At 36.1% G+C, this 26,981-nt stretch carries 26 protein-coding genes; 7 read left to right on the top strand and 19 right to left on the bottom strand.

Going from position 1 to position 26,981, the window contains the following annotated elements; all coding sequences use genetic code 11:
* Window positions 1–246: 246 nt before the first annotated feature.
* Window positions 247–873, bottom strand: coding sequence for an HARBI1 family protein (locus tag V6R21_RS10000; protein ID WP_334243287.1), 627 nt, complete (start codon window positions 871–873; stop codon window positions 247–249).
* Window positions 834–1,166: a transposase family protein gene (locus tag V6R21_RS09995; RefSeq protein ID WP_334243285.1), complete on the bottom strand. Its 333-nt coding sequence runs from the start codon at window positions 1,164–1,166 to the stop codon at window positions 834–836. Before V6R21_RS09995 ends, V6R21_RS10000 begins: the two co-directional genes overlap by 40 nt.
* A gap of 1,234 nt (window positions 1,167–2,400) precedes the next feature.
* Here V6R21_RS09995 and V6R21_RS09990 point away from each other — a divergent pair.
* Complete coding sequence (locus V6R21_RS09990; RefSeq protein ID WP_334243283.1) at window positions 2,401–3,444, top strand: beta/gamma crystallin-related protein; 1,044 nt, start codon at window positions 2,401–2,403, stop codon at window positions 3,442–3,444.
* Window positions 3,445–3,950: 506 nt separating this feature from the next.
* Here the strand turns inward: V6R21_RS09990 and V6R21_RS09985 are convergent.
* The 9 genes from V6R21_RS09985 to V6R21_RS09945 all read right to left on the bottom strand — a co-directional run bounded on the left by V6R21_RS09985 (window position 3,951) and on the right by V6R21_RS09945 (window position 15,002).
* A complete protein-coding gene (locus V6R21_RS09985) occupies window positions 3,951–4,439 on the bottom strand; it encodes a hypothetical protein (RefSeq protein WP_334243282.1) in 489 nt (162 codons plus the stop codon).
* A 408-nt stretch (window positions 4,440–4,847) separates the two neighbouring features.
* Window positions 4,848–5,348, bottom strand: coding sequence for a GNAT family N-acetyltransferase (locus V6R21_RS09980; protein ID WP_334243279.1), 501 nt, complete (start codon window positions 5,346–5,348; stop codon window positions 4,848–4,850).
* Between the two features lie 660 nt (window positions 5,349–6,008).
* Complete coding sequence (locus V6R21_RS09975) at window positions 6,009–6,335, bottom strand: DMT family transporter (protein WP_334243277.1); 327 nt, start codon at window positions 6,333–6,335, stop codon at window positions 6,009–6,011.
* A gap of 71 nt (window positions 6,336–6,406) precedes the next feature.
* Entirely contained in the window at window positions 6,407–6,970 is a 564-nt protein-coding gene (locus V6R21_RS09970) for a Crp/Fnr family transcriptional regulator (RefSeq protein WP_334243276.1), read from the bottom strand.
* 269 nt (window positions 6,971–7,239) lie between these two features.
* A complete protein-coding gene (locus V6R21_RS09965) occupies window positions 7,240–9,165 on the bottom strand; it encodes a hypothetical protein (RefSeq protein ID WP_334243275.1) in 1,926 nt (641 codons plus the stop codon).
* A gap of 266 nt (window positions 9,166–9,431) precedes the next feature.
* On the bottom strand, window positions 9,432–10,151 hold the full coding sequence (locus tag V6R21_RS09960) for a hypothetical protein (RefSeq protein ID WP_334243274.1): 720 nt from the start codon (window positions 10,149–10,151) through the stop codon (window positions 9,432–9,434).
* A gap of 433 nt (window positions 10,152–10,584) precedes the next feature.
* Complete coding sequence (locus V6R21_RS09955; protein WP_334243272.1) at window positions 10,585–11,211, bottom strand: HAD family hydrolase; 627 nt, start codon at window positions 11,209–11,211, stop codon at window positions 10,585–10,587.
* A gap of 220 nt (window positions 11,212–11,431) precedes the next feature.
* A complete protein-coding gene (locus V6R21_RS09950; protein ID WP_334243270.1) occupies window positions 11,432–12,745 on the bottom strand; it encodes a carboxypeptidase-like regulatory domain-containing protein in 1,314 nt (437 codons plus the stop codon).
* 232 nt (window positions 12,746–12,977) lie between these two features.
* On the bottom strand, window positions 12,978–15,002 hold the full coding sequence (locus V6R21_RS09945; RefSeq protein WP_334243268.1) for a serine hydrolase: 2,025 nt from the start codon (window positions 15,000–15,002) through the stop codon (window positions 12,978–12,980).
* Window positions 15,003–15,619: 617 nt separating this feature from the next.
* Here V6R21_RS09945 and V6R21_RS09940 point away from each other — a divergent pair.
* Window positions 15,620–16,024 (top strand): hypothetical protein, encoded by a 405-nt coding sequence (locus V6R21_RS09940; RefSeq protein WP_334243266.1) that lies wholly within the window; start codon window positions 15,620–15,622, stop codon window positions 16,022–16,024.
* 55 nt (window positions 16,025–16,079) lie between these two features.
* Here V6R21_RS09940 and V6R21_RS09935 read toward each other — a convergent pair whose 3' ends face one another.
* The 5 genes from V6R21_RS09935 to V6R21_RS09915 form a co-directional block, all read right to left on the bottom strand.
* Window positions 16,080–16,526, bottom strand: coding sequence for a GNAT family N-acetyltransferase (locus V6R21_RS09935; protein ID WP_334243264.1), 447 nt, complete (start codon window positions 16,524–16,526; stop codon window positions 16,080–16,082).
* A gap of 94 nt (window positions 16,527–16,620) precedes the next feature.
* Window positions 16,621–17,550 carry an NAD-dependent epimerase/dehydratase family protein gene (locus tag V6R21_RS09930; RefSeq protein ID WP_334243262.1) on the bottom strand — a complete coding sequence of 310 codons (930 nt, stop codon included), beginning with the start codon at window positions 17,548–17,550 and terminating at the stop codon, window positions 16,621–16,623.
* Window positions 17,551–17,658: 108 nt separating this feature from the next.
* Complete coding sequence (locus tag V6R21_RS09925) at window positions 17,659–18,249, bottom strand: Crp/Fnr family transcriptional regulator (RefSeq protein ID WP_334243259.1); 591 nt, start codon at window positions 18,247–18,249, stop codon at window positions 17,659–17,661.
* Window positions 18,250–18,339: 90 nt separating this feature from the next.
* Window positions 18,340–19,227 (bottom strand): GNAT family N-acetyltransferase, encoded by an 888-nt coding sequence (locus tag V6R21_RS09920; RefSeq protein ID WP_334243257.1) that lies wholly within the window; start codon window positions 19,225–19,227, stop codon window positions 18,340–18,342.
* A gap of 4 nt (window positions 19,228–19,231) precedes the next feature.
* Window positions 19,232–19,843 carry a hypothetical protein gene (locus V6R21_RS09915; RefSeq protein ID WP_334243255.1) on the bottom strand — a complete coding sequence of 204 codons (612 nt, stop codon included), beginning with the start codon at window positions 19,841–19,843 and terminating at the stop codon, window positions 19,232–19,234.
* A 543-nt stretch (window positions 19,844–20,386) separates the two neighbouring features.
* Here V6R21_RS09915 and V6R21_RS09910 point away from each other — a divergent pair.
* The 4 genes from V6R21_RS09910 (at window position 20,387) to V6R21_RS09895 (ending at window position 24,004) form a co-directional block, all read left to right on the top strand.
* Window positions 20,387–21,148 carry a hypothetical protein gene (locus V6R21_RS09910; protein WP_334243253.1) on the top strand — a complete coding sequence of 254 codons (762 nt, stop codon included), beginning with the start codon at window positions 20,387–20,389 and terminating at the stop codon, window positions 21,146–21,148.
* Window positions 21,149–21,182: 34 nt separating this feature from the next.
* Entirely contained in the window at window positions 21,183–22,238 is a 1,056-nt protein-coding gene (locus tag V6R21_RS09905; protein ID WP_334243251.1) for a hypothetical protein, read from the top strand.
* A gap of 99 nt (window positions 22,239–22,337) precedes the next feature.
* Window positions 22,338–23,375, top strand: a complete 1,038-nt coding sequence (locus V6R21_RS09900; protein ID WP_334243249.1) for a hypothetical protein — start codon at window positions 22,338–22,340, stop codon at window positions 23,373–23,375.
* 407 nt (window positions 23,376–23,782) lie between these two features.
* On the top strand, window positions 23,783–24,004 hold the full coding sequence (locus V6R21_RS09895) for a hypothetical protein (RefSeq protein WP_334243247.1): 222 nt from the start codon (window positions 23,783–23,785) through the stop codon (window positions 24,002–24,004).
* A gap of 46 nt (window positions 24,005–24,050) precedes the next feature.
* On the opposite strand, the gene V6R21_RS09890 is transcribed toward V6R21_RS09895, so the two are convergent.
* Window positions 24,051–24,626, bottom strand: a complete 576-nt coding sequence (locus tag V6R21_RS09890) for a GrpB family protein (RefSeq protein ID WP_334243245.1) — start codon at window positions 24,624–24,626, stop codon at window positions 24,051–24,053.
* Between the two features lie 300 nt (window positions 24,627–24,926).
* Here V6R21_RS09890 and V6R21_RS09885 point away from each other — a divergent pair, with 300 nt between their 5' ends.
* Window positions 24,927–25,145, top strand: coding sequence for a hypothetical protein (locus V6R21_RS09885; RefSeq protein WP_334243243.1), 219 nt, complete (start codon window positions 24,927–24,929; stop codon window positions 25,143–25,145).
* 149 nt (window positions 25,146–25,294) lie between these two features.
* On the opposite strand, the gene V6R21_RS09880 is transcribed toward V6R21_RS09885, so the two are convergent.
* Window positions 25,295–26,233: an NAD(P)-dependent alcohol dehydrogenase gene (locus V6R21_RS09880; protein ID WP_334243241.1), complete on the bottom strand. Its 939-nt coding sequence runs from the start codon at window positions 26,231–26,233 to the stop codon at window positions 25,295–25,297.
* Window positions 26,234–26,379: 146 nt separating this feature from the next.
* Window positions 26,380–26,952 carry a Crp/Fnr family transcriptional regulator gene (locus V6R21_RS09875; protein WP_334243239.1) on the bottom strand — a complete coding sequence of 191 codons (573 nt, stop codon included), beginning with the start codon at window positions 26,950–26,952 and terminating at the stop codon, window positions 26,380–26,382.
* Window positions 26,953–26,981 lie beyond the last annotated feature (29 nt).

Below are 26,981 nucleotides of genomic sequence, written 5' to 3'. Positions count from 1 at the left end.
AAATAACGGGTTTCGATTACAACTATACTTTTACAGTTCGGTTGCTTCAAGTGGGAAGCATAAAACTTGCTTGAATTCCAAATCAACAATTTGAGTGTATTTGGTAATAGAAATAAACTTTCATACCTGACAGACTCATCGTATAAATTACACTGAATGCAGTAAAAAGTCAGTTTGATACCTAACTGCAAGCAACTGTCATACATATATCACTCAAAATAAACAGTATTTATCACGATTAACAATCTATGTATTAACAAGTCTTCTCCTTCGAGATCTGAAGTTATGTAAACCCGCTCCAATTTTCATCACTCTATCTAATGCCCCTTCTCTTCTTAGCCTGAAAATATCCTTGAGGATTCTGAGCCTTTTAATCCCGCAGATAGCATGCTCAACACGAACCCTTATACTTGCCAGCTTTCTATTCGCCTCTTTCATAAAATCAGGTAGCTCAATCCCTTTGTGTTTTTTGATAGGCACAATGAATGTAACATTATCAAGATCAATGCCCTTGAAGGCTAAGTCCCCCAGTAGCTTGATACCTTTTTTAGGAAAGGCAAACTGTTGTTGATCAAAAAGCTTTTTATCATGAATACTACCTGCTACAGTCTCAGAAAGATAGAGCACTTGCTTACCCTCTTTGTCGGTGATGACAAGGTTCTTGGTAGTATGTCTCTTCTTCTTTCCACTGTAGTTCATCTTTTGCTTTTCCGAGTCCTTTGGACGCTGTATGAGGCGTTCTACTCCATCCACTAAGAATACTTCACTCCAGTAAGGCTTAAGTTTTTTTCGAAACTCTTCCATTACATTGGCAGGTAGCTCTCCTACATAATTTAATGTTTGTAGTAAGCAGTTTCCAGGAAATATAGCCATTCACTTACCTTACTTTGACTGATATTGAAATACAATCCTAGTGATTCTTGCGTGGGATTCTCCTTCAAGCTATATAGAATAAAAAAGAGTTTAGTCTCTATCCCTTGGAGACTGCTGTTACGGTAATCATCCAGCTTCTTCAAAGGCTTCCTGCGAGGCCTCCCTTTCATGGTATACTGCTGTAAGGCTTCAACATAAACATATGAGAAAATTCCTTCCAATTCTCTCAACTCTTCCTTGGTCAAGGACGTTAAACTCTGTAGGCGACGGGCACTTATGGATTTAGGTTTCACAACTAAATGAGTGCTTTGTCGCCTTCTTTTGTTCCTAATTCACAACTTTTTGTTAATCGTGATAATGTCTAACGTTTATACTTTGTTATCTTTCTTTAAGTTCAGCATTATTCCGGTCCATACTCCCCCTTTAATAATTTCAACTGTACCCAGACATTTCAGATATTGTACTATTTGTTGTTTATCAGTTTCCGTAAGTTACTCTAAACTGAATCTGCTCTTTCTTCAAAGTTATCTGGATCAAAGCTTCCCTTAAATTCGAATTAAACATCACTACAACCTCCTGCATTAGGCCATTGCCACAAAATATATGTTTCATTAATGGCAACTATTCTACAGTTAGCGTCTCCCCATTCAGCTAATTTGTTCCCAATTTGATTTAACTATTCATCAGAAACACCTAGTGTGTTATTCTCTTCATTACAAGACAGTAAAACGATGAAAATAAGAAAATACAATATTTTTATTTTAATGGAAAAATGCTTTTTCTATTTGTTACTTTTATCAAAAAATGTCAGAAAATAACGATAACATAGAGCAATCGTTTGTTTAACCTTTACCTTTCTCAAGGTAGCACTAACCCAATACTTAATAAACAAATACCATGTATTATAAATCGTTTTACTGAATTTATTTGGCAAGGCACAATGGAATATTCAGTTACACTACCCTATTAAAAAAAACGAGTCATTTAAAACTCACAAAGCTCATCATTGGAATAAACAACATTACAATACAGCACAATATAACTAACACCAACCCCCACACTTTTTCGAATACAATTCATCAAAAAAAGTAAACTCACGATTACACAAAAAATGCAAATGGTTATTAACTCAAAAAAACCCACACACAAACCACACAATTCAACTTACTGACTATATACACTTTACACTCGTCATAATTAACCATATTATTAAAAAATAAATTTGAATAATTAACTTAGTTTATTTAAAATTATCAAATTTTTATCTCATACCTCCATCGGACAACTCATAATATATTATATCATAATTAATGAGTTTTCGCACTAACATTATAAAGAATCAACATTAGACTACAATTCATACATAGGCAATTTCAGTCAAAGTTGTTAAAATTCAAATTACAGCACTTTCTACAATAAATTATTCAAACCTAATAATGGCTTTTTTAAAGTAACAAGACAAAGCTATTCTATACACTTAGAAATAGGTCTTGTCATTACTCATTCTTCAATTTCAAAACAAAATTTATGGGAGTTACAGTTTTTAAACACACAAACTTCAAGGGATCAAAAAAGGTACTCGATAAAGGGGAGTACCCAACCATTGGCATCGGGAATGATGTTATGAGTTCTCTAAAAATTGCACCTGGTTACTTTGTTCATCTTTATAAAGATTCAGGCTTTAGAGGAAGTCATATAGTACTTTTTCAGGGTGACTATGCATCACTCCCTGGGTGGAACGACAAGGTTAGTTCCATGAAAATATTTGAACATGATGCTAAACTTTTCCCTCTTGTGAGCTTCTATGAGCATAGCCAATATCAAGGTTTTGAACAAAACCTGGCAGGAACGGGTGAAAGTACGGACTACAATTTCCCTTTCTTCAAAAATGATAGTATTTCATCATTGAAAGTGCCCCATGGTGTGAATGTCGTCCTTTACAAGGACAGTAGACTAAGGGGAAGCTCTAGAGAATTCGGGCCTGGTGAATACCCAAACTTGAAAGTATATGGATTCAATGATGTGGTTTCCAGCGTGAAAATATTGCGTCCAGAATTGGAATTAGTTGGGATCGAGTATACAAACGAGGAAGTATTGCCCAATGGTAATCCAATAGGAATATCTGACTCTACGGTAAATGGGACCGACATCGAACAGGAGACATCCTTGACACTTGAAAAGGAACTGACCAAATCCACGACCAGATCATGGAGTAATTCCACACTAGTTGGGATTACAGTGAGTACAACTGCAACAGTAGGTATAGAAAAAGGACCCATTTCAGCAGAAATTTCGCAGACCATCAGTACAACACTGGAAAATACCTTTACCATTGGGGAAGAGGAGACCAAGAGTGAAACAAGTAAATTCACAAAAACGATTACCATCACTATTCCACCTCGTTCAGTGGGAGAAGCTCAGATTATTCTAACCCCTAAAAAGTACAAGGTAGATGCCATATATGCCTTTGTCATTAAGGGAACCAAAGACAAAATTTACCAAAAGGTCACAATTGAAATAGATGATTTCCAACAGGGTGAGGCTGAGATATACGCAAGACCGATCTCTTAATTGGTGATCCAATCGAAATGGTTAGGAAGGATATTTTGGGTATTCTTTCTAACTATTTTCAATAGAGACCTTTAAGGAATGATTTCTGAAAATTACTTGAAAGATAACACATCGTAGGGATTGGTAATGTTGATAACAAGAGTGGAAGACAAATAAAATATTTTACAACCTTTCATTTCAAAAGACTCCGAAAGAGTGTACTATCCTTAAAAAATAAATTTCTCAAACATTTATTCTCCTATTGTGTTGTTATAGTTGGTGTTAGGTTTTCACCTATCCCCATAATGTGTGTATAGAGTCAGGTTTTCATTACCTGACTTCTATTTTCACTAAGCGTTAAACAAATGTTTAACTTTTAAGGAAGTCAATATTTTATTTTTGATTGATATAGAATCGGAAAAGGCATGCGGAGCTTCTGCATGTTTTTTTTGTGCCTCATTAGGCCTTATCTCAAGTGGCAGTTCCAAATAAAATCTGGATACAGGTCATTATCAGAAGAACTCAACTCAAAAACCTACTACCTTCTTACAAATCCTACAACATCCATTAAGCCACTCCAAAGCCTCTTTCCTGTTTATAAACAACCGGCTTTTCAACTGTTCAGTATGCATACCTTCCATGGTCAATGAATGCTCAGCCGATAGTTGCCCAAAAAAATTACTGGACATAACAATCGCATTCCGCTTTAAGCCTAATTCTTGAATAGACGGTATCCATACTTGCTTTTGCCATTCATAAGCTCCTTCCCAGCCTCCCAAATAACAACTCAAATCAAACAACAAACACTGAAGCTGGTATTGACGCAACAGTTCCAATGTCAGGGTGCCTGCAGCAATCAACTCATCAGACGTCAGTTCAACCCCCACACACCTTGCATACAACAGCCCATTATTGGCATCAGGATGCCCCGTAAAATAAACCTCACCCAATGGGTTTCTTAGTGTCTTACGCACCTTATCCATATCAGATAAGTCAGATAGGTTTAGGTTAGTCACAATATTTTAGGTTAGATAAAAGATAGTTAGAACAAAGAGTACCTCTGCTAATTATAAATGCTATTATCAAAATAAGCAGCCACATAAAATTTCACAAACCCGTGACCTAGAAAACTTACAATGACAAGTGCAATCGCTGTCTCAAAGCAGTTGTAATACACAAACATTTAGATCTGCATGTAATCAGTTTATTTTTTCGCTTTTAAATAGTGAAAAGGCTTATAATCTTTCATTTCCACCAAAAAGGTAAACGAACTTTCCAAAATAAACCCTCTTAAAGAAGGGTATGCCAAACCCACAACCACACATAACTAGTTGAATATGAGAAAAAATAAGATTTATCTGATCTGGTTCATAATTTTCAACTCTTCAAAACCAAATTGCAACTGCATTGGCCCATAGTTCTATCTACAAGCTTTTTTCATATAGGTTACAAGTAGATAATGGCAACTCTTTGATACCAACCTTTTTAAAACCTAAATTCTCATAATAACTACAGAGTTTTATGTTTTTAGAATCAGCATCCAACCTTAGATATTTACAACCGTCATATTTTGCACTATATTCAATTTCTTGAAGTACTTTAGTACCAATCCCGAGTCCATTATACTCCTCTTTCACAACTAAAGAATGCACATACTTTGCCTTTTCTTTTTGTTCACCCCAATACAATAAGTCTTCATTCAGTATTCTTACCATACCTAAGTTTTCTCCACTTTTTCTATCAACAAAAAAGAATTCATTATTTTGAATACCTTCTTCAACCCACTTTATCTTTTCCTGTGGCGGATTTTTCCAATACTGCCAATGGTCAACATTCATCTTATTGATTTTTTCAGCAGCTGCTTTAAACATGTCTAAGACTATCTGTATGTCTTTATTTTCAATTTGTCTAAATGTAATGTCCATTAATAAGATTTTTGATTTCAACTATCATCTATACCTAACCTCACTTATTCAAACTTCCCCCTTTCAATATAGTACTAATCAAATAGTAAATAAATGGAAGTTAACAACACAACCTGTTGGGCTGTTTGTTATTAACAAAATAAAGAAAAAGAGCAACACTAGGGCTGCTCTTCACATCATACGATATTCTACATAAAGGCATCAAGGTTTGTAAAACAGTATAACTAGACACTGGAATAAATTTCACAACCCCCCATCTAAGCGTTGTCCCCATTGAAAAAATCACACATAAATTGCAGGTTATTCTCGGAAAGTATATTGCTTACAAACGCTAGCGTTTCAGTCGTACTTTCTGAAGCTCTTTCTAGCATTTCCTTTTCATATGAGCTAATCGCATCCTGTACTGTATTGAACTCCTCACCAATTATGGTCAGATTGGATTGCGATTTCCAAGATTGATTAGAGGGGACATAATATTGAGGTCTAGCAATAAACTAAACATCATCAATCGCAAAAGCTCATTCCAATCATTACTCCAATCAGAAAAACGCTGTTTGAACCAAGTAAAAACCTCATTTCTATTAGATCTTTCTCAAAAATATGTCTGATGGTTTTACCTTCTTTTTGTCTTTAAGAATAGTACGCTTCCTACAATAGATTTTAGTGCGATACTACTTTCAAGCCGACAATTGAACCAACTAAGGTTGCCATAAAAAGTAACCGCAGAAAAGTGGCAGGTTCTTTAAATACAATTATGCCGACTATGACTGTTCCTACAGCTCCTACTCCTGTCCAAACAGCATAAGCTGTCCCAAGTGGCAAGTTTTGAGTTGCCTTAATTAATAGTCCCATACTAATAGTGATGGTAATAAGAAAACCTGTATACCATACATACATCTCATTTCCTGTAGCTTCTTTTGCTTTTCCTAAACAGAAAGCAAAAGCTACTTCAAATAAACCTGCGATAATTAAAATAATCCAATTCATATCCTTTATTTTTTCACAAAGGTCAGAAATGGAATTGAGAGAAAATTATACAAATGATAAGAAATGAAAAGTCACTTTATTTCTGCCCTAATTCTACTTAGACTTACTGGAGTGATGCCGAGGTAGGAAGCGATGTGCCCTAATTGAACTCGCTGAATTAAGTAGGGATTTTGGTTCAAAAGTTCTACGTATCGCTCTTTTGCTGTTCTGAATTGGCGGGAAATAAGTCGTTCTTCTGTTTTTACAAGCTCCTGCTCCGCAAGTCTTCTGCCCCAATTTGCGATATGTATATCTTCGTCAAAAAGTTTTTGTAGTGTATTCGTTTTCAATTCATAAAGTTCACAACTTTCCAACAGTTCAATATCTTCATATCCCTTTTGGTTTGAAACATAACTTTTCATTGAAATCACAGTATCTCCCTCTTTTCCAAACCAAAAAGTAATGTCATTATCAACGGTTTTGGCATAAGCCCGGACTATTCCTTGCCTGATAAAGTAAATGGACTTTTCAACCCTATCAGCCCGTAACAGAATATGTCCTCGTGGAAAACTAACTTCAACAATGTGGTTTCTGAGTGTCTGTTTTGAAGCTTCAGGAAGAGAATATATGTTGTCAAGAATTATATCTATTGTCATTAGCACGCTGTCTTTTTAACCTAACATATAACATCAACCTATCGTTTATCCAAAATTGTAAGCTCTTCAGTCATAACTAACCTCCTAATTGGCTTTAGGTATAAGCTTTCAAAGTCTGAATAGCTGACATTGCCATTTCCGAAAATATATACTTTCATTCTTCTTAATTTAACTAATGCTGACAAACAGTAGCTAAAGCTACTATTAGTCGTAGGATTGCTTTACAAAACCTACGACTAATGAGTATATTTTTTCTGACTTACGAAAAACTAAGCACCATAAAAACAGTCCATTAGTTCTTTGAGACCATCTAGTTTACTTATTGAAGAGGGACCAACTTTCAAATCGACCTCAAACCCATACTCTGATAGTTCGTCTAATAAAGATGGAATTTGTTCTTTTCCTCCATTATCAAACCACTGACGAAACACGGAGTTAGTGTCCAGAAACTCTCGGTATAGAAAAGTCCTCGAAACATCTGAATCATCCAATAATTCTGCCATCAGCAATAGCTTCGGGTAATGCTTTGTGTTCTTATAGACATAGAAAAGTTCAGGAATAAATGTCTCACAACAATATACTTCATGCTGAAAATCTACAACGGACAGATAACGGAATGCAAGGTCTAAACAAGATTCAAAACTACAAGAGAAATAATGGACGGCATAGCAAAGTGCTAAATCTTCATCACTCGCATAAAGGTGACTAGCATCTTTATAAGAAGTGAAATTCTTGATGATGGTTTCTACAATTTCATATGTATATTCAACCTTAACTGCCCTCATAAAAAATTCTTTTTCATCCATTTCTACACCATCCGAAAATCGGAATAGAAACTTGAGGGTATGACCTCTTCGGTATTTATCTAAATCGGCAGTTATACGTGCAATTTCCTCTAAACAATCATAACAACCCCATTTGTTGGTGGATTCGTTGGGGTTTTCGATGATAATAAACTCCTGTTCTTTGAGTATTCTTTCTATTTCTTTCTGATCACTATTATCTATTTCATCAAGGTAAGGTTGAAGATCAACGGGAAGCCATTCATCTCCTTCATTCACCAACTCAATCTCACTTACATCAATGATTTTTTTATCACCTTCAAGGTTCAGGATTACCTGATCAAAGTTTCCACTTACAAAAGTGGTGTGAGACGATTCAACACCAAATGCGTCTTGTACTTTGCTATGAGATAACTCCTTGGGCACTAAAAGCGGTGACTTGTATTTACCATTAATAAACATTCTTCTCACAATACCGCCCTCCCAAGTAATCCAGATAAACTCCTGATCAGAATCGATATGCGTACTGCAAAGTGTTTCGTTAAACTGCGTCAGAGCCTCATCGTACTCGTCAGTGTTATGCCCTGTGTTTTTCCGCTGCTCCAGAATGTCTGCAATTTTTAAACTTTCCTCCTCGTTCCTATCAAGCTGATATGCATAAAATTCACGAACAGGGAAGTGATACAATATCTCCAGATTGTTCATATCAATGACTATCAACTTCTGTACAAACAGTCGATTGCCATCTTTGTCAACCTTTACCTCTACATCTTCCCAATCCTTGATCACAGCAAGTGCTCGATCTGTATTGATCATTGGAGACTGATGGCTGATACTACTTTTTGGTGGAGAAGGAAGCGGTCGGTAAGTCAAGCTTTTACTTGCAGGGTCGAAGACGTGGAATCCGTGGCTGAACCTGACAGACCTCAGGGTCTTCATGCTGTAGTTTTCATTTGCATCGTAAAATAAGAAGTTGAAACGATTACCTTCCAAAAGACTCATCTCACGAACATTGACTTCCCTTGGCAACTCATATTCCTCTATTTCTTCCAAAGAAGGAAGGTCAAATACTACAACTTTTTGCGCCTCATCATAGGGTTCAGCAGCTACATAAAGTCTGTTACGCCATTTATTAAGTAGTGCCTTACAATTTATTTCGCAATTAAAGTCACGGTCAAATATTTTAGTCTTTGTCTCGATATCATAGGCACGCAACCAACCATTCCAGTTCATCACCAAAAACTTGGTAGGATCAAACAGTTCGCAAAAAATGATAGGCTCTGCATCTCCTTCCAGATCTAGAATCCATTCGATTTTTTTCTTTTCTTTTATAGCAAACTTGTCCTCAAGTTTGAAAACTACAATGGAATAGGTTGACTCATGTCTTACCTGAAGTTTATAGTCACTCCGCATATTGATAAAAGTTTAGTTAAATGTAGAGATCAAGTAATGTGTGGTGAGCATAGGTATATCCATTTTGAGCATTTACTTTTAAGCACATGTATCATTCAAAATGAAAGTTTCATTCTCCTTATTTCACCAATAATTCCCTTAAAAAAATAGCTAGATTGATTAGACCTTATTACAAAAAGTCTATATATGAATAGGACTTGCATCAGTCACTTTAAATTTTTTTTTTTGATAAATACTCTTGAAGTATATCAAGTATCATTTCAAAGTCATTCGACTTTAATAGTATTCAAGGCAGCTTCAATAAGTCTTGGGTTAAAATCCATTTTGGCAATTGTCTCCTTTGAGTAACCCCTAAAATATGCAGATACCAACCTCCTGAAAAAAGCATTTTCTTCTAGTGGTTCACTATGCTTGACAATCAGGTCAGATAATTGTTCAAACTGTTCACGCCCATGCTGTCCTATAGCTCCTCTACATGTAGATCTGATAAAAATAAGCTCCTCAATCTCAGGACACCATTCATACTTGTCTATAATTTCATCTATTTCCTCCGCCTGATCAACTTCATGTGCCATATCCCAGACTTCCAACAGTTGAGCGTAGTATTGGATAAACCTTTTATCAGCTAAAGCCAAGTGATATGCAGCTTGCTGTCCAAGCTGAGAGGCATCATTTTCCCATATATCTGATTTTTCATTTTTTAGTATTTCCAAGACAAATACAAGGTATTCTTCTGCCTTGTTATGACATGGAGGGAAATTGGCTACTATACTCCAAAAAGCTTCATTGTATGAGTTTTCACTATCCTCGATTTGCTTAAAATTTTTATAGATAGCAGTATTCAAAAAAACACTTTGAGGCGTTTTCAGGTAGTCTTGTATCACATCTATTATCACCTGAATGGTGTGATCAAGGGTTTCTTTATTGTCAAGTACTCCTGTGTAGATATGAAAAAAATCTTTTCTATATGCGTATAAGGCTTTCATGTCTATTTTTAAAAAGTAAAACTCTTATATCGCCAACTCATCTGATGTAAAGAACCCCACCATTTAAAACACAGTAGTCATTGCATTTCTTATCACACCTTCAACAAATTGGTTCATCTCTATTTCCTAATAGAGCACAACCAATATTAATAAAATAATCTTCTTTATTGGAAAATTTTCGATGGATGAAAAAGGTAAATTCAAAAACCCACTTTATCACATTTTACTTTTCAACATCAATAGTTATTACTCTTTCATTAGTTTCAATTCTCCAATTTTCTTATTAATCATTCACACATTTACCATAACCACTAGATCAATAACAGCAACTATAAACTTCTTTTTATTCTTATCTAAGAATGAATCCTATCTCTTTTTTTTCAATTTACTATATCTCACTTTTTATTACTGTCAATTTCCTACTACAATCAACTTAATCTTTTTCAGTTTTTGATATATGCTTTATAACCGCACTCAAATCTTTAATCTCAGACCTATTTTCAACAATACCAGTTCTTTTCACTCTCAAATAGTGCCATCCCATTTTTTTAGCACCTTCAACATCTGACTTCAAAGAGTCTCCTACCATTAAAACCTCATCCGCTTTATTACCTGTCAAATCCTCCAGCTTCTTAAAAATTGTCCTTTCAGGCTTTAAAAAGCCATAATCACTTGAAAAAATCACTTTATCAAAATATTGCTCCAAACCATTATCAAAGAATGGCTTTTTATATGGTGACGCTAAGTTTGAGATTAAACAGAGTTGAAATTCAGGTCTCAATTCATTCAGTACAAACGGCACCTCATCAAATACTACAACTGACTTTAATTCATCCTCTAAATCAATCAGATACCTATTGTATAACTCTTCAAACTCAGAAGGTAAACTTTCCACTACCTCACGTAGATCTTTGGTCATTAAGAGTCTAGTATAACTTGCTAAATCTAAGTCAAAACCATTTTCAGACTTATTAAACAAATTCAGAAAGAAATGTCTTGGCTCTTTTATTTTGATTAAAGTATTATATAAATCAAATACTATTGTGTTAACCTTATTCATTTACATATCACGTAGCTATCATTTGTTCAAGCTTACTCCTTTCAATATAGTACTGAACTGAGGTTTAATAAATACTAAATATGGATTCTTGTTATTTGAGGAGAGACAGAAGGGAATTTCAATTCGATTTATTAGTCAAAGGAGAATTTATCCCTACAAAACAAAAATGGCGACACGAGGTCGCCATTTTTATAGTAATGTATTTATTGAATCTTTATACTTATTCTGTAATTCTAATTAACCCCATTTGATCCTCACTTACTGAGATCAGATTCCATCCTGCCGCACTTTTTTGATCATCCTTGCTGGCATATACTTTCCAACGATAGATTTTCCCAGCAGTTAATGCCGGACCGTCATAAGTAATAGATGTAGAAGTTGTAGTAATATTTTTCAAAGGAATTTCACCTGAAGTATCAAAACCACCCCAAACAACATTGCCATTTAAGTCCTGAAGTTCTACCACATAATCACTAGCACTTGAATATGGCGTCCATGAAAATGTTAGACCTGTAGTATTTGTTTCAACAGGGACAATCTCATCTGCAGAGTTTGTAGGGTTATCCAACTGTACTGAGTTGGTCACTGCAAAATCAAGGACATCTTTTATGGATGTACCTTGTGAAACAGAAGTAGTACCTCCCTCAACTGCAACTACAGGGTCTCCAAATTTCACAATAAAGTCTGGATCTACTACCAAAGTATCATTATTAAAGCTTGCTCTTGCTAAATAGCTGCCATCCGGAATACCTTCAAGCGTAAATGCTCCAGAGGTTGATATAGAAAGGCCTGGAATCACCTGCTGCGTAATAGGATGTATCAATGATACATCTACATCTTTATTTCCAGTCGCCAAGTACTTCACAGTTCCGTTGATACTTCCGTTAGCACCAGCAGACATATTAATATCGGTCTCCTCTATTATAGCTACCACAGTAACACTTGTACTTACATTTTCGGAGTTGTAGGCTTTTAACCAGCCCTTAACGCCATAAGTACCAGCCGGCAAATTCCAAATCGTGTAATTACCATCCTGATCGGAAATTGAGCTATATGCATTAGTTCCATCCTCACTTGTTGCAATAACCAGTACACCTGAAAGAGCTGATCCATTTCCTTGGATTTTACCACTAATCGCACCAACATCCTGATTTGCGCTTTTCACCAATTCATAGTCCAGTTGAACCGTTTCTCCTACAACAATCGTAAATGGGATCGCAGGAACTCCTAAAGGAGGTACTTCCTGATAGCCCAATGTAGCCAATCGTAAATAGTAAGTACCTGGATTCAGGTCCAATGAATAGTTACCTTCTGCATCTGTCTTTACAGTTCTTCCTATAGGTTCATTACTATCTGAATCAAAGACACTTACCTGAACTCCTTCTAAAGGAGTAGAGTCTTCGTTACTCATTACCTGCCCTTCAACTACACCTTGAGTAGGTCCTTCATCATCATCATTGTCGCTACATGATATGATCAAGGCACTTGTCATCAATATGGAAAGAAAAAGAAGCGTTCTTTTAAGTTGTTTCATAGTGGTTTTGACTTGTTAGATGTAACCTGTTTTGATATGAAACAGATACTTCTGTCAAAGTCCTACCTCACCTTATAACATTGAGACATATATTTTAAAGAATACAGGCTCTATTTCAATACAAATGGCTATGGTACCGGACTTAAGTCACTCACTATAACACGCTTTCCTATTTAATAACCACCTAACGGTAGCTAATCAATAACTACTTATTCACTACTGCCTTGGTATTTTAAAGCGATTGTATTGTTTCAACTAACGCTAACACTTCTGATAAGAAATGATCTTCAGTTTCCGTTACTATTGGAGCATTAGCCAACAGCGCTATCACTACTTTATCGTCAGGGTATATCAATAGTATTGAGCCAGATGAGGGTAGCTCTCCTGTATGATACCAAACTGTTTTGTTTTGACTGTCTTTTGTGACATACCACCCTAAACCATAGCCTGTTGGCAGACCTTTAGCAGTGTATTGGGTTTCAAAAAATTGCTTTTTAATCTCCTCCTTGAAAAAACTGTTTTGGGTAAGAGCTAAACCAAACTTAACAAGATCATCAGATGTGGAGACCAACCCTCCTGTGGAATAAGCATAACTAAGGTCATAAGGAGCCGCCTCTTCACCATTCAGATAATAGAACTTGCTTTTATTTTCCATCAGGCTATCTGATACATCACCATAAGTTGAGAGCATGTTCAAAGGGTTCCATACATGCTGTTTCATATAGCTCAAATAAGGCTGACTCGTTATATTTTCAATGGCTGCACCCAAAAGAATATATCCATATGAAGAGTATAAGAACTCTGTTCCAGGCTTTACTGCAAGCGGATCATTCTTAAAAATATTCAGCGCATCTGACAAACTCTTATAATGCTGTTGAATGAATATTTCGTCCCAACTTTTTCCATAATAGCCTCGTATTCCACCCAAATGTCCTGCTAGTTGCCTTATAGAAACCGAGTACTCTTTGTTTGGAAAAGCAGGTACATATTGTTGTATGGCAGTATCAAGCTGCAACAATCCTTTTGAGTTTAGTTGCATTATTGCAGCTAATGTCATGGTTTTGGAAACACTAGCCACCCTGAACTGGGTATTGCGGTCAACTTTCTTTGCTGCTTTTATATCAGAAAAGCCATAGCCTTTAGAAACGATAATTGTATCCAGTTTTCCTATAGATAACTGCAACCCAGGAATGCTATATTCATTTTTAAAAGCTTCAGCCCAACTATCTACCTTACAGGCTAAATCCCAACAAGGTGACTCTTTTTTACTGACACTGTTTTCTACTGGATAATTAGACAGTGTAACTTTTGCTGAAAGTATTCCGGAAGATCTTTTCCATTCGCCAAAACTATTGGAGCGGTAATAACATATAAACTTTTCACGGTCTTTCTGTGACTTGGTAACGCCAAATACCGTTCCTGCTACCACTGTGCTGACTCTAGGAATGGATACCTTTTCATCGTTGACAATCACAGTATCAAATGATACCCGATCAGGGTAGGACTTGATATATTGTTCATATTTTTTGGCAACATATTCCCGATCTGCTTTATCCATAATCCACTCAAAAACAATAAAGAACTGCGCTTCTTCGATTAGCTGATATCCTTTTAATTCAAAGTCCAACCACCCCTTCTTTAGATCTGAAGTCTTGATGATTTGCTCTGCTAATAAGTCTGTAGTTGGTTGCTTTGACAGTGGGTCTACAGCCATCACTCTCAACCTTATTTTAAACTCAGGTGAAAGGTTTTTAGCGATATAAAGGGATCCCTCAGTAAGAAAGGTCAAGTCTTCATTACCTGTCTTATCAATTAGCAATGCCATAGCACTACCTGCTGAAAGTGTATCATAATGTAGCTGACCTGTAAGCAGTAGGCTTTTTCCATTACCTAAAACTTTGGATTTCATTTTTTCACGCTTAGCCAGCACTTCCATCTCCCTTAACTCAATTACGTTTTCATCAAGTGATACCAATAGTTCCGAACGTTTGGAAAGTGAAGCGATGGGAATTGATTTTCTTATATACCCAACCGATGAAAACAATAATTCCTGATTGACATACATAGATGGAATATGGATTAAGAAAGTTCCATCCTCATTCGAAATGGTTCCAACTTCTGTATTGGCTATACCAATATTTGCATAAGGTATGTGCGCTTTGGTTTGGTTGTTTACAACACTTCCTGAAAGGGTAATTTGACACTGAGCGCTTATGATTAGGCTTACAAATAAAAATAGGGTTAGAATGAGCCTCATATGATTATGTGTAATAAAGTAAAGCTATCGTTTATTAAAGTTTGGAGTCCCTCAATATAGAGTTAATACAAGATTTAATAAACGACTAGTGGGTGTTATTACCTGTTTTAAAGTTTTTCGCTAATAAAGGTATAGTGGGTAAAACAAAACAGGCAAAGCTTAAGGTTATTTTCACTTTGAAGTAACCCATATAAAGGGATTTTCACATATCAAGGTAAAATTGGTAAGTGGTAAATATAAAAGTATATTCAAGTATTCACATTAATAAAAAAGTAGCTGGTCAGGTGGCTCTCTCACTAACAATACCACCATATAAACAGTTTACGGTTAATAGCCCATATACGCTTGCTGAAAAACTTATATGCTTATACTACATCGTTTTTTCAAAATTTGAGTATTGAAATTGCTTTACCCAAACAACATCAGAAAGGATCTCAAACCTGTCAATTGAATCTACCAACAGGAATTGACTGAAGTTTACCTTTTAGATGATAAGCCCATATAATAAAGTAAAAAAGTCATGACATATGTAAAATTCTCTATGCATATAATCAAAAAAATTACCCTCTCTATTTTGGCTGACAATACAAGAGAGTTAAACTAAAAAGACCCTCATTATGCAAAAAACTACAACGGCATATACCACGTATGAATTTTATGCTGAAAACACACTCTTTATAACGAGAAGCATTAGTATTCCTCCAAACCAAAAGGTACTGCTGGAAGAAGAACAAATTTCACAACAGTACCTTTTCCGCTTCCAACCGTATCTCTGGCTGATTGACCTTTCCAAGGTTCTGATAGATACATCACCCGTAAACGTCATAGCCGATAGCCACAGATGGTTAGAACCTCTGAAACTGACTAACCTAAAAAAGGTTGCTTATCTAGTAGGATGTACACCCTCTGATTCACATACCTATGCAAAACTATTAATTGAGGAATTTGAGCTGAGCCATGGAAGTATTTTATACAAGTCATTTATCCAAGAGGCTGAAGCTATGGAATGGTTACTGAAATAGATACACTAACAATTAACACCCTAAGGTCTAGACATTTTATTAACACTTTACGCCTCTAGTGTTTTTTTAGATGAACCCAACTTTCAAACGTCATTTCAAATTTCACCTCACTTTTCCCGTGTGTTCCAACTTCTCTCCATCCAGCCTTTCGATAAAACATTTCAGCCCTTGTCTTCGGTGAAGTCCCTAACCAAACAGGACTTCTAGTTTGCTCAAAATACCAATCAAGCATAATGTTATGAAGCCTCTTTCCGATTCCTTGTTTCTCAAATTCAGGCTTTATAAACAAAGCCCAAATATTATGTCCTTCTAAATCCACAATTGAGAAGCCAACAATTTGCTGATCAATTTCACAAACCCACCCTTTTCCTTTTTGAGTAATAAACTGGATACAGTCTTTATCACTGACCAAGCTTGGGTCTGATAAAGTGTTTTCAATTACTGAATTTCTTACAATTTGAATTTGCTCAATATCACCTATTTGGGCTTCTCTAAAAGTCATAATTCATTTAAACTTTCATTCATCCTATAATTTAATCCCCTCTTATTCAAGGTAGTATTTCTCTCAAAGTGTTTGACAATTCTTAAATCTGCAATCAGCCTTTATTTTCATTTATCATAACAGTCACACCTTCTTGATAAGTTGTCGTTTTGAAGTCAGGAAACCTCTTCTTGAATTTATCTGAAATAAAAATATTATCGTATTTGTATCGAGGTAATAGCTCTTTTAATTCCTGAAGTTGTTTATTAAACAAGCTACCCAATTTGAACTTCCACATTTTCACCACAGTGTAATCGAAATTCTGGTGATACCCTTCAGACACTAACTTGATCAATTCTTTGTAAGTAAGTCGATTATCATCACAAGGCAAATGCCAAGTCTGGTTATAAGCGTCAGGCGTATTCCCTATAAGCGCCATCGCTCGACTTGCATCAGGAGTCCAAATCAGAGTGCGTTTAGTATCTTCCCTTAGAGGTACAATCAGCTTTTTATGCTCCTTGATTTTTTCAAAAACCAATGTATTTGTAATACTCTGCGTTTTGCCAGGACCATAGAATTCAGGCGCTCTACAAATAACTGCTTCTAAGGATTTATTATTGATTTCATTTAAAAGCAGTTCAGCCATAATTGCCCTTACAGTTGATTTTCTGCCCACTGGCTCAAAGCGACTTTCTTCCGTTTGTGGAGCACTTGTTTTGGCATACATATAGGTATTGTCAAAGAACACCAATTTACATTTGTGCTTTTTACAAGCTTCAATGACATTTTTCATCATTATCGGAAATTGATCCTCCCACATTTTTGAGTCCATGGGCAGACCAACAGTCAGGTAAGCAATATCACTTCCCTCCACTGCTTTTTCAGTTGCTTGAGCATCTAATAAGTTGGCAGGATACAGTTGGTCAGTTTCATTAACCTTCTTAGGATTTCGACTTACCAACCTTATATCAGTCGTATAATTCTTACACAAGTCCCTTGCTAATTCTTCTGCAATTTGCCCGTTGGCTCCAAGTATTGTTTGCATAATAATGATCTAAACATTTAAAATAACTGGACAAAGGAATAACAATTTGAGAGGCAATACAATGAACCCAAGTTAAGTAATGAAAGCATTCACAGGTATGCAACACAACTATGAAGAATAAATACGTTTACGTATTCTACTCAATGCCTGTGGAGTAATTCCAATATAAGCAGCTATGTATTTCAATGGAATTTGCTGAACTAATCTTGGCTGTTCATTAAACAAGTTTAGATAACGCTGTTCTGCAGTATGATTGAGAAGTGAAAGTTCTCGTTTCTGTTTTTTCAAGAACAATTCTTCACTTGCCAAACGCCCAATAAAATCTCCAAAATTTGTCTCTTTATAAACTGCTTGTAAGCTGTCATAATCGATTCGCCATAGAACCGTATCAGTTAAAGTTTCTATACTATAACTTGAAGGTGTTTGGGTTAGAAGTGAATCATAAGCACTCAAAAACCCATTTTCAAAAACAATGTTGAATGTCAGGTCATTTTCTTCTTTAGGCATGAAAAAACGGATAATCCCTTTTTCAATAAAAGAGAGAGTCCTTTCTGTTTGCCCTGTTTCAATAAGGGTATGTTTTTTAGAGAACTCCTCTCTCCTTAAATGCGAAGAAATGATTTCCCAATCTCTATCAGTTGGTGAGTTACGACCTTTCAGATCAAACTTTTTCTCCAAAAATGTCTTGAATTGCTCCATCCTTCACTTACCTAATCAAAGTCTCTACTGAAAAGCTGGTGTCAGCTTTTCTATCATATTTTTTAACGGTACTTGCTACTTCAACCAAGCTTATAACTTTTTGATCATTTCAAATTGTTTGCCCCTTAAGAGGATATTTTTTGCTTGCAAGAAATTGGTGATTGAGTCATACCCAATGTCTGTATTAATTACTTTAATACTTTCATTGCTATTTAGCTTAATGATTTCTTGTAGTAATTGTGTTCCTACTCCCTTTCTTCTGTAGGATTTTGCTACTGCTATCTGCGTTAGATCCCCAGAGCTAGGCTCAAATACACAATACCCAATAAGCTTATGATCTGTAAAAACACCTAAACTAACAAAACCCTCAATTGCTCTTTGAATGGACTCAAAGTCATTTTGCCAAGAAGGAGAAAAGTCCCAAAAACCTGTCAATGAACTGATAGTATTTATATCAATTTGCTGAATTGAATAAGGTGTTTCAAGACTCTTGATTTCACTGTTAATATGCTCGTTCCTCTGATTGAAATAATTGAATTCACGGGTTACTTCAAATCCGATATTTCGATAAACAGAAACCGCTTTTGTATTATGTTGCAGTACTTCCAACAAATATTGTTGGATATTCTTCTCTTTTAAATATGGGATAGAATACTCGAAAACCCTTGTAGCGAGACCCATTCCACGATAATCCTTCAAGGTACCTGTCCCTGTATCGTAAGCTGTTGGTATTCCATTAAAATTTCCGATTCCATTCAACGTAAAAGCAACTATTTCATCCTTGTCAAACGCTGCAAAAGATAAGTCTGAAACAAAACCTCTTCTTTTTAAGATGGCTTGAAGTTGTTCTCTACTAAATTGAAAATCATAATCAGCAAAAGCCTGACTGAAAGCCTTGTATATTGTATCAAGACCCACTCCACTAAGTGACCTTATCTCCATTTTCTTTTTTAGTTTGTTTATCTCTTTTGTACGCACACATTCAAATCAGTCGGTCAAGGATACTGATAATACGGTCAGTAAAATGCTTTACTCTGTAATTACTTTTTTCAATGCCCAACAGTGAATCAACACCCTGAAACAGGCTATCTATCAAACCATTAGACGCTTGATTTTCTTTTAGCAAAAGCAGAAGGATAGTTGAAAAGTCATTTAAAATAGCCGAGATACACACAGCAAATTTTATTTCATTACTGCGATATCCTTCCAGCATAGGTGAAGCTACCTCAAGAGGTTCAAAGACCGTTTCTACATCCAACAATAGGATACGTTTATCTTCCAGATCCACATTTTCCACTTCCCTTAAAATCTCTGGCACATCGTATAGGCGATAAATAAGTACCTTCACTATGTCTCTCCATGACTTTGGTTCTAGGAAATGTCCTGATACAGGTCTAAACAAGATTGACCTGATCAAAATCAACCCCGTTTCTAACCTCATTGACTTGCCTAATGACAGTTGAGCTGCAGTCTCTATTAGCTCCATATCCTTACCCTGATTCAAATACTGCTCAAGACTTGCTTCCAATGATTGTATTTCATCCAATACAAAATCACGATCATTCAGCTTCAAAAGGTATGCTTCTACATCCATTTCATCCATCTCTATACACTTGCATTTACATTATCTGCAATACATCTAAATATCAAACACTTAACTACAAATAACGAGATCATATATCCGTTGATTTAATGCCTAAGAACAGAAGCTCTAGCTAACAACTTTGCTCAAAAGACAAAAACAAAATCTCGCATCGTGTGATAAATCTATTTTTTCTTGATACTAATTAGGAAACCGGTGTTAAACAATCATTTTTTCCAAGTGATTAAATCATCATCAGTGGTATTCGTTTCCAAATTGACATTTTTAATACACCATAACAAGTTGATTGTATGAGAAGTAGATAACAACCAAACATTAAATCAAGAATTTTTTTAAGAAAATTTATATAAAAAACATTTTATTTGCGCCCAAAATAACGACTGTACAGTGCTGTTATAACTTGTGATAGCACGACACCAATTAAAGAGAATATTAAAAAGTTTTTGTTTCTACTATGAATTCGTTTGTCCTTTTGTTGCAGGAGAGATAGTTCAAGTATTTTTCAAAACTGCTAAAAACTAACACTAATAATCAATGATGAGAAAGCTACTCATAATTCTATGTTGTGGGCTGTTGACTTTTTATACGTCAAATGCTGGGGCACAAACCGACAAAAGAGTCAGATGGTATGTCAAAGGAGGAATCAACTTTATTGGTGATTTCCAAACAGCTTCATACGAAACCTCAAGGTTGATGGACTCTCCTGAAGGAGTGATCCCATACAATGCCCTTGAAAGTGCTTCGGATGATAAAAGTTCAATGAATACACCATTCGTTGTTCCGGGATTGCCTGTAGGGGGTATCTATATCTCATTCCCCTTTCTTTTAACTACTGGACTAGAGTATCAGCCTGTTACAACCAGAACGGTTTACAAAAGTGCTGATGCGGGTACTTTTCAAGATTATTATATCAAAGAATACAATACAATCCATTCGGTTGCTATCCCACTTTTTCTTGATCTGAGAAGAAAGACAAGAGTATTCTCTTTTTATGCAGGGGGGAGAATTCATTTTAACATTGCTGGAAGTCAGCTCCAAAAAAGTAGCTGGAATGATGAGGTAGTATTAAAGCGTTCGTTATCTGCAAAGGACAAAGAATTCGATTTGATCAGCACATCGTTAGTAGGCGGTATCAATATCAGTTTCGTTAACATTGAACTTGCATACTACCCAACGTCTAGCATGAATGGCAGCTATGTAAACGATGTATTTGAGCGACCTTATCAGGCCATGGATCAACAGCCTGTATTGAAGTTATCAACATCGATCATTTTAGGAGGAAAGAAAAAATATTAATCAATTCATAAACTGAGGCTAAAAACAAATCAAGATGAAAAAATTTGTACAATTGATGTGCATTCTGTCAGCTATGTTTGTGCTGAACGGATGTTTCTGGGACAGTGAAGATGAGGTAGCAAGCTTTGATGTATCAGAGGATTCAGGTAACCTTGTTATCAACAACTACTCTGACCACGCTTTGGCGCTTTACCATAATGGTAGAATGATCAAGAAAATCCCTAACAGTGCTACTGACTTCATTGTTTGGCTTCCAAACGATAACGACATGACTTTTGATTTGCAGATGTACAGATATGATGATGTAGCACAAGACAACTTTCCGGACAACCCGGATCTGTCACAAGTTTTTAAGCGTTGGAGCATTAACTTGTCAAACTCTACAGAAGTAGAAAAGCGTGTTACATGGCACATCACGAACAACCCTTCTGAGATCAACTCAGGTAACCTGAAGTTCTCTTATGTTGGTGGTACTGACTATCAGGTAGACGTATTCCTGAACAGTAAAAATGGTGCTAAAATCATGACAATGAAGCCAGGTGACCAATATGAGAAACTTGTTGGTGTTGACTATGGTGCATACACACTGCATTTCCGTTACTGGATTTCTGATCCAAACACACCTGACGGCATGGAAATCACTGGATGGCTTGAAAAAGAAGTGGTTGCTGGTACAGAGGTAGATATCTGGGCAGTTATCAATGCCAACAGACCAGAAATGCACATGTTCATTCCTCATTACGACCAGATCAACGCTGTCCCTGATAAGAGAGGTACTATCAAGATCATTAACCAGTATCCTGAGCCAATCGTTATCAGAGCTAACGGTAAGGATATCGAAGAACTAATGTACTTGGATGGTGATGCACAAGCGGCTTCAATTCTGTCGTATGGTGATGCAATCGACTTTATCCTTAATGAAAACATTTATACGCTAGAGGCTTCTACATTGAACGGTAGCGGAACACTTGCAAATGTCACTATTGACCTTTCAGTAGGAGAAAATGCTGAATGGCTGATTAAAGTGGTAGATGGTAAAGTAGTTTCTGAAGTAAAAGACGAAGAGCCTGTAACTGAAGAAGCTCAATAATTAGAATGAAAATTCAGTGACAAGCAATAAATAGAGTCAGTACCCTACTATAGGGCTGACTCTATTTTATTAAGTTTTCACTTAAACAAACTGAAAGTCATGCGTCATTTTTCCCTGATTATATATTGGTTGCTTTCCATCTTTGTCTTTTCTTGTTCTACATTTGAAGGAGCATATGATGACACCCTCACTATTGAAGAAGGCAGCTACTCCACTATAGATGATAGATATTTAGCTCAGCAGGATCCCCAACCTAACCTGCTACTTACCAACGATACTGATTATGACCTTTACCTATATGTAAAAGGTCAATTCGAAAGAATTATACCATCACACTCCTACAATTTTGGCGTTGCTATTACTACTACAGGTATTGAAACAATTAACCTGAAACTTTATAAGGCAGAAGACCTTTCCAAAGAAGAAGTTAGTGCTCCTTCATCAGATAAGATTTTTAAACAATGGGATGCTGTATTGTCCAGTAATAGCTATGATGCCGTTTCCTGGGTAATAGACAATAGCGAAGGCGAACTTGAAAAATCAATCGTCAACTTTGAGTATCCGATCTATAGCGTTGACGGTAATACAAATACTTACTCTGTCGATGTCTACCTTAATGGCGAAACAGGTACTAAGCTGGCCTCATTTAACCCTGCCGGTTCTGGAAAAATCGCCTTGGATTATGGCTATCAGGTATTGATATTCAAGTACTGGGTGTCAGACAAGTCCACCAATGCAGGAATAGAAGAAATAGGTTGGGTTAAGCATAAGCCTAATGGAACCACCTATTCTGTAGTAGCCAATAATGCTAATAAGGAAATTGACTTTGAGATACCTTTGTATTTCAATGAATATGACAATGAGAAAACAGGTTTCTTGAATATTCAGAACAGCTCTTCGTATTCTTTATTACTTAAAGCAAACGGGCAATTACTCGAAGACTTTATCATTCAGCAAGAGTCAACAAAAGGAATGTCTTACATAGGTAGTACTGATAGTAATGCTAGTCAGCTGACAGTTAAGCTGCCTGTCGGAGAAATTCTGCTGCAAGCAGTAAGACCAGAGTCTGGAAGTGTGATAAAATCTGAAAGTATTGAGATCAATGAAGGAGAAACTACAACATGGCTAATTCAATAGGGAATACTTTTAACTATTGAATGGAAGTTTCTTTTATACTATCAAGATAAGAACATATAAATTCCCCTTGTAAAGCAGGTTCTTTACAAGGGGTTTTGTTTTTATAACAAACACCCCTGTCAGGTATGGGTTCTAGCCGATCAATTAAAATGCCTTGTCAATGTTACTTCAAGCACATAGCTTTTTCTCTTTTATATCATGCCTCTATCCCACTCAAGTTTTTCTACAAAATCACTTGCCATAACAACTCGCATTATTAACTTCTATTACCATATTTATGCCTTTATTCACTCATTTCGCAAATAATAACTATAGGCTAACAAAGTATATATCAATATATTTGCACCTCTTCATAAATAACCATCTACTGATGGTATTAATACCATTAAAATTATCAGATAACAGTAATGAAACATGTCTATAGGTTTGGCTCAATTCAATTTATCCAACTCGTAGAAAAGATTTTATATCTAGACTCAAAAAAGGATAAGGAACGTAGCCAGCTGTTTGATGAACTCAAGCAAGAATATCTCAATAACTGTAGATCAAACAAAAAACTTGAAAACAGAATGGATGCTTTACTGAAAGCAGCAGGTATATGGGATGAGTTTATGGCCCTTCGGGTCTAATCTCATCCCAAACTCTTTTACCTTACCTCCCTTCGAATTTCTAGAATTAAGCCTTACCTCTTCGCTCTATAAGCTTCATTGTTTCTTCAACAAATCCATCCTTGGCCATTCGGTACCCTACTCGATCATTTCTGAATTTGGAGGCTAGATCCAGTTTCAATTGTTCATATTCTTTCGCTCTTTTTGTATGGGCTCTTAAGTAGTCACGAAAAGATATTTGATTCAGCATTTCATGACCTGACGGGCACATATGAATGTGGAATATTTGCGCCTTATCTCCATTTAACTTATACCCTTTCACAAATACCATATAGTCTGACCCATTTCCTGCTTGTCTGAAATAGTGATAGCCCAGCGCTGTAAGTCCACTTATAAGGACATCATTAAACAAATCCTTCTTTGATATCTCAATTGAAATATCAATATATGGTTTAGCGTAAATATTAGGTATTGAAGTACTTCCTACATGCTCCACCCTAATAACTTTAGCCCCAATTTTTTCTATTATCTTTTGCTGCTCAGTGTCAAATGTTAGTTTCCACCGTGGATTATACTCCACCAATTCCACAGGAAAAAGTGTATCCCATTCTTGTTTTGTCAGCTCTTCTAATCTTTTCTCCATAGTTTCTTACCTGTATTATATGTCGCTGTCGCTACACTCGCCAAGCCTAGGGACATTGGGCTTTTAACCTTGTCTTTAACACTCAACAATAGGTCAATCATACCTATACCTGTAAGGCTTTAACAAACCCCTCTTCCTATCATTTCTAATGCTATATACATTTTCTGACAAAAAGCACTACAACCTTACATCACTAGAACTTTTCTTAATAAAGTTACACTATTTCAAGAATAGCAACGTATTGATTAAAGACTATTTACAACCAGATGACTTTTTATTAGGACTAACAAACTAACAGCTATGAAACAGACTTATGCTTTTGGCTCAATCCAATTTATTCATCTTGTGGAAAAGCTATTATCTCTAGCCCCAAATCAGGAAAACGAGCGAAAAAAACTATTACAGGAACTCAGAAAAGAATATCACAAAAACTGTATCTCAAACAGTAAGCTTGAGACCAAAATGAAAACACTGCTTCAGGAAGCAGGTATATGGGAAGACTTTCTAATCAATGTGTAATCATCATTGGAGCAATATCAATTTCAAACCAGCATGTATCTTATCATGACTAAGTACAATCGCTATTTTTTACAGGTTTAGGATAAAAAAGTAAGGCTATGGTTTTCTGCTAACTTATTCGTTAGGAGCTTAACCATAGCCAAAGCTTATTAGTTTTTCACCTTAATGATCAATTTCCCCCTTGTTCTTGATTGCTCCATCTGTTTATGTGCCTCGACTATATTATCCATATCGAAAACTTTATCAACATGGACTTTCAATAAGCCTTTTTCCATTAAGGCTATCATTTCACTTAGAGCAATTGTATTAGGCTTCACGGCCACAAATTTCGCTTGCCTTCCTCTCATTATATCAAAGATCAATGTTGGGGAAGGAGTGGTTCCAATGTAGGTACCATTTTCAGATAGAATTCCTTTCACCTTTGAAAACGAAGCATTGAATACCACATCAAATATGATATCAAATTTTTCATTCAAGGTGGTAAAATCTTCTTTCGTATAATCTATGACTTTGTCTGCGCCCAATGCCTTACAAAAGTCCAGATTTTTTGTACTGGACACTGAGGTAACGACTGCTCCATGTGCTTTTGCTAACTGAATTGCCAAATGGCCTACGCCACTGCTCCCTCCATTGATTAGCACCTTATCCCCTTTTTTGAGGTGTGCATTTTCAAAAAGTGCCTGCCACGCTGTAGAACCTGCCATCGCCAATCCGCCCAGTTGTTCTTCAGGCAAGTTACCAATGACCTTTACAAATTGATTTTTTGTCAGCATCACCCTTTCACTTAACGCACCTCCCGAAAAATTACCGAGTTCACCTACTACCTTATCACCAATACTGATATCCTTTAGGTTTTCTGACTTGTCCACCACAATGCCATACACATCAAATCCCTGTTTTGTCCTTGGATGAAACCACCCACTAACAAAGCGGAAGTCTCCTTTTCTATTTTTCCAGTCAATGGCATTCAATGATGAATAATGGACTTCTACCAATACCTGGTCTTTACCTGTTATGGAAGGCGCTTGCGTTTCTGTCACTTTTAAAACACTGCTGTCGCCATATTTTGAATAATTTACCTGTCTCATCTCTTTCGTATTTTGGTATAGAAGTTTGTGACATAAAGACCTTATGACCGCCTTTTGCCCTTGTTCTGTTTAGATGGGACAAAGCTGAAAAATTAAGCCTATGTAAATCTTGGTCTATACCAATAAAGATAAATGACAGCACCTTTTTACTCAACCTTTACGGAGTTGATCAACTTAGAAAAGTTCGTTGGGTTAATATTCAGGAAATTGGCGATATCCTTCTGAGGAATATGATTTATTAGATTGCCATGTTCATGCATGAAATCAACAAACTTCATGGAAATAGAATAGGTTGCCTGCTTGATAAACCTGTCAGTAATGTTGTTGACCAGTCCCATTAGTGAGTTTGTCAAGAAGTATTGCAAAGCGACATGTTTATCTACCTGACGCTTAAAATGCTGGTAGGAGATTCTGTAAAAAGAGCTATCATGGATACACTGAAAGTAATACTTGGATGGCTTTTGCGTCAGAAATGACTCAGGCGCACAGGTAAAATGATTGGGTTGGGTGAATGATATGATGCTTTCCTTTCCGTTGTTTAGGTAATAAGCTTTTTGACAACCACTTACCGTAAAATAAAGGTAGTTGTCGGTTTTTCCTTGCTCCGAGATAATCGCATTTTTAGAGAAATCAACAACTTCCCAATACTGAACAAAATCATCTAGTATATCCTGTTCTATATGATGGTGCTTTAGGATGGCTTCTTTTAATTTTTCCATATAGTGAAACTGACCTTCTCTAACGTCAT

It is taken from the genome of Limibacter armeniacum (genome assembly GCF_036880985.1).
GTDB classification, from domain to species: Bacteria; Bacteroidota; Bacteroidia; order Cytophagales; family Flammeovirgaceae; genus Limibacter; species Limibacter armeniacum.
Note: the sequence above shows the minus strand (reverse complement) of the source record. Positions and strands in the feature narration are given on the sequence as shown.

What these genes read in the sequence shown, in the direction of transcription:
- V6R21_RS09950 (WP_334243270.1), bottom strand. Translation starts at nt 12,745, where the DNA reads ATGAAACAACTTAAAAGAACGCTTCTTTTTCTTTCCATATTGATGACA.
- V6R21_RS09970 (WP_334243276.1), bottom strand. Translation starts at nt 6,970, where the DNA reads ATGACAATAGATATAATTCTTGACAACATATATTCTCTTCCTGAAGCT.
- V6R21_RS09925 (WP_334243259.1), bottom strand. Translation starts at nt 18,249, where the DNA reads ATGGAGCAATTCAAGACATTTTTGGAGAAAAAGTTTGATCTGAAAGGT.
- V6R21_RS09930 (WP_334243262.1), bottom strand. Translation starts at nt 17,550, where the DNA reads ATGCAAACAATACTTGGAGCCAACGGGCAAATTGCAGAAGAATTAGCA.
- V6R21_RS09935 (WP_334243264.1), bottom strand. Translation starts at nt 16,526, where the DNA reads ATGACTTTTAGAGAAGCCCAAATAGGTGATATTGAGCAAATTCAAATT.
- V6R21_RS09885 (WP_334243243.1), top strand. Translation starts at nt 24,927, where the DNA reads ATGAAACAGACTTATGCTTTTGGCTCAATCCAATTTATTCATCTTGTG.
- V6R21_RS09965 (WP_334243275.1), bottom strand. Translation starts at nt 9,165, where the DNA reads ATGCGGAGTGACTATAAACTTCAGGTAAGACATGAGTCAACCTATTCC.
- V6R21_RS09990 (WP_334243283.1), top strand. Translation starts at nt 2,401, where the DNA reads ATGGGAGTTACAGTTTTTAAACACACAAACTTCAAGGGATCAAAAAAG.
- V6R21_RS09875 (WP_334243239.1), bottom strand. Translation starts at nt 26,952, where the DNA reads ATGGAAAAATTAAAAGAAGCCATCCTAAAGCACCATCATATAGAACAG.
- V6R21_RS09915 (WP_334243255.1), bottom strand. Translation starts at nt 19,843, where the DNA reads ATGGATGTAGAAGCATACCTTTTGAAGCTGAATGATCGTGATTTTGTA.
- V6R21_RS09975 (WP_334243277.1), bottom strand. Translation starts at nt 6,335, where the DNA reads ATGAATTGGATTATTTTAATTATCGCAGGTTTATTTGAAGTAGCTTTT.
- V6R21_RS09980 (WP_334243279.1), bottom strand. Translation starts at nt 5,348, where the DNA reads ATGGACATTACATTTAGACAAATTGAAAATAAAGACATACAGATAGTC.
- V6R21_RS09905 (WP_334243251.1), top strand. Translation starts at nt 21,183, where the DNA reads ATGAAAAAATTTGTACAATTGATGTGCATTCTGTCAGCTATGTTTGTG.
- V6R21_RS09880 (WP_334243241.1), bottom strand. Translation starts at nt 26,233, where the DNA reads ATGAGACAGGTAAATTATTCAAAATATGGCGACAGCAGTGTTTTAAAA.
- V6R21_RS09960 (WP_334243274.1), bottom strand. Translation starts at nt 10,151, where the DNA reads ATGAAAGCCTTATACGCATATAGAAAAGATTTTTTTCATATCTACACA.
- V6R21_RS09900 (WP_334243249.1), top strand. Translation starts at nt 22,338, where the DNA reads ATGCGTCATTTTTCCCTGATTATATATTGGTTGCTTTCCATCTTTGTC.
- V6R21_RS09895 (WP_334243247.1), top strand. Translation starts at nt 23,783, where the DNA reads ATGAAACATGTCTATAGGTTTGGCTCAATTCAATTTATCCAACTCGTA.
- V6R21_RS09910 (WP_334243253.1), top strand. Translation starts at nt 20,387, where the DNA reads ATGATGAGAAAGCTACTCATAATTCTATGTTGTGGGCTGTTGACTTTT.
- V6R21_RS09955 (WP_334243272.1), bottom strand. Translation starts at nt 11,211, where the DNA reads ATGAATAAGGTTAACACAATAGTATTTGATTTATATAATACTTTAATC.
- V6R21_RS09945 (WP_334243268.1), bottom strand. Translation starts at nt 15,002, where the DNA reads ATGAGGCTCATTCTAACCCTATTTTTATTTGTAAGCCTAATCATAAGC.
- V6R21_RS10000 (WP_334243287.1), bottom strand. Translation starts at nt 873, where the DNA reads ATGGCTATATTTCCTGGAAACTGCTTACTACAAACATTAAATTATGTA.
- V6R21_RS09890 (WP_334243245.1), bottom strand. Translation starts at nt 24,626, where the DNA reads ATGGAGAAAAGATTAGAAGAGCTGACAAAACAAGAATGGGATACACTT.
- V6R21_RS09940 (WP_334243266.1), top strand. Translation starts at nt 15,620, where the DNA reads ATGCAAAAAACTACAACGGCATATACCACGTATGAATTTTATGCTGAA.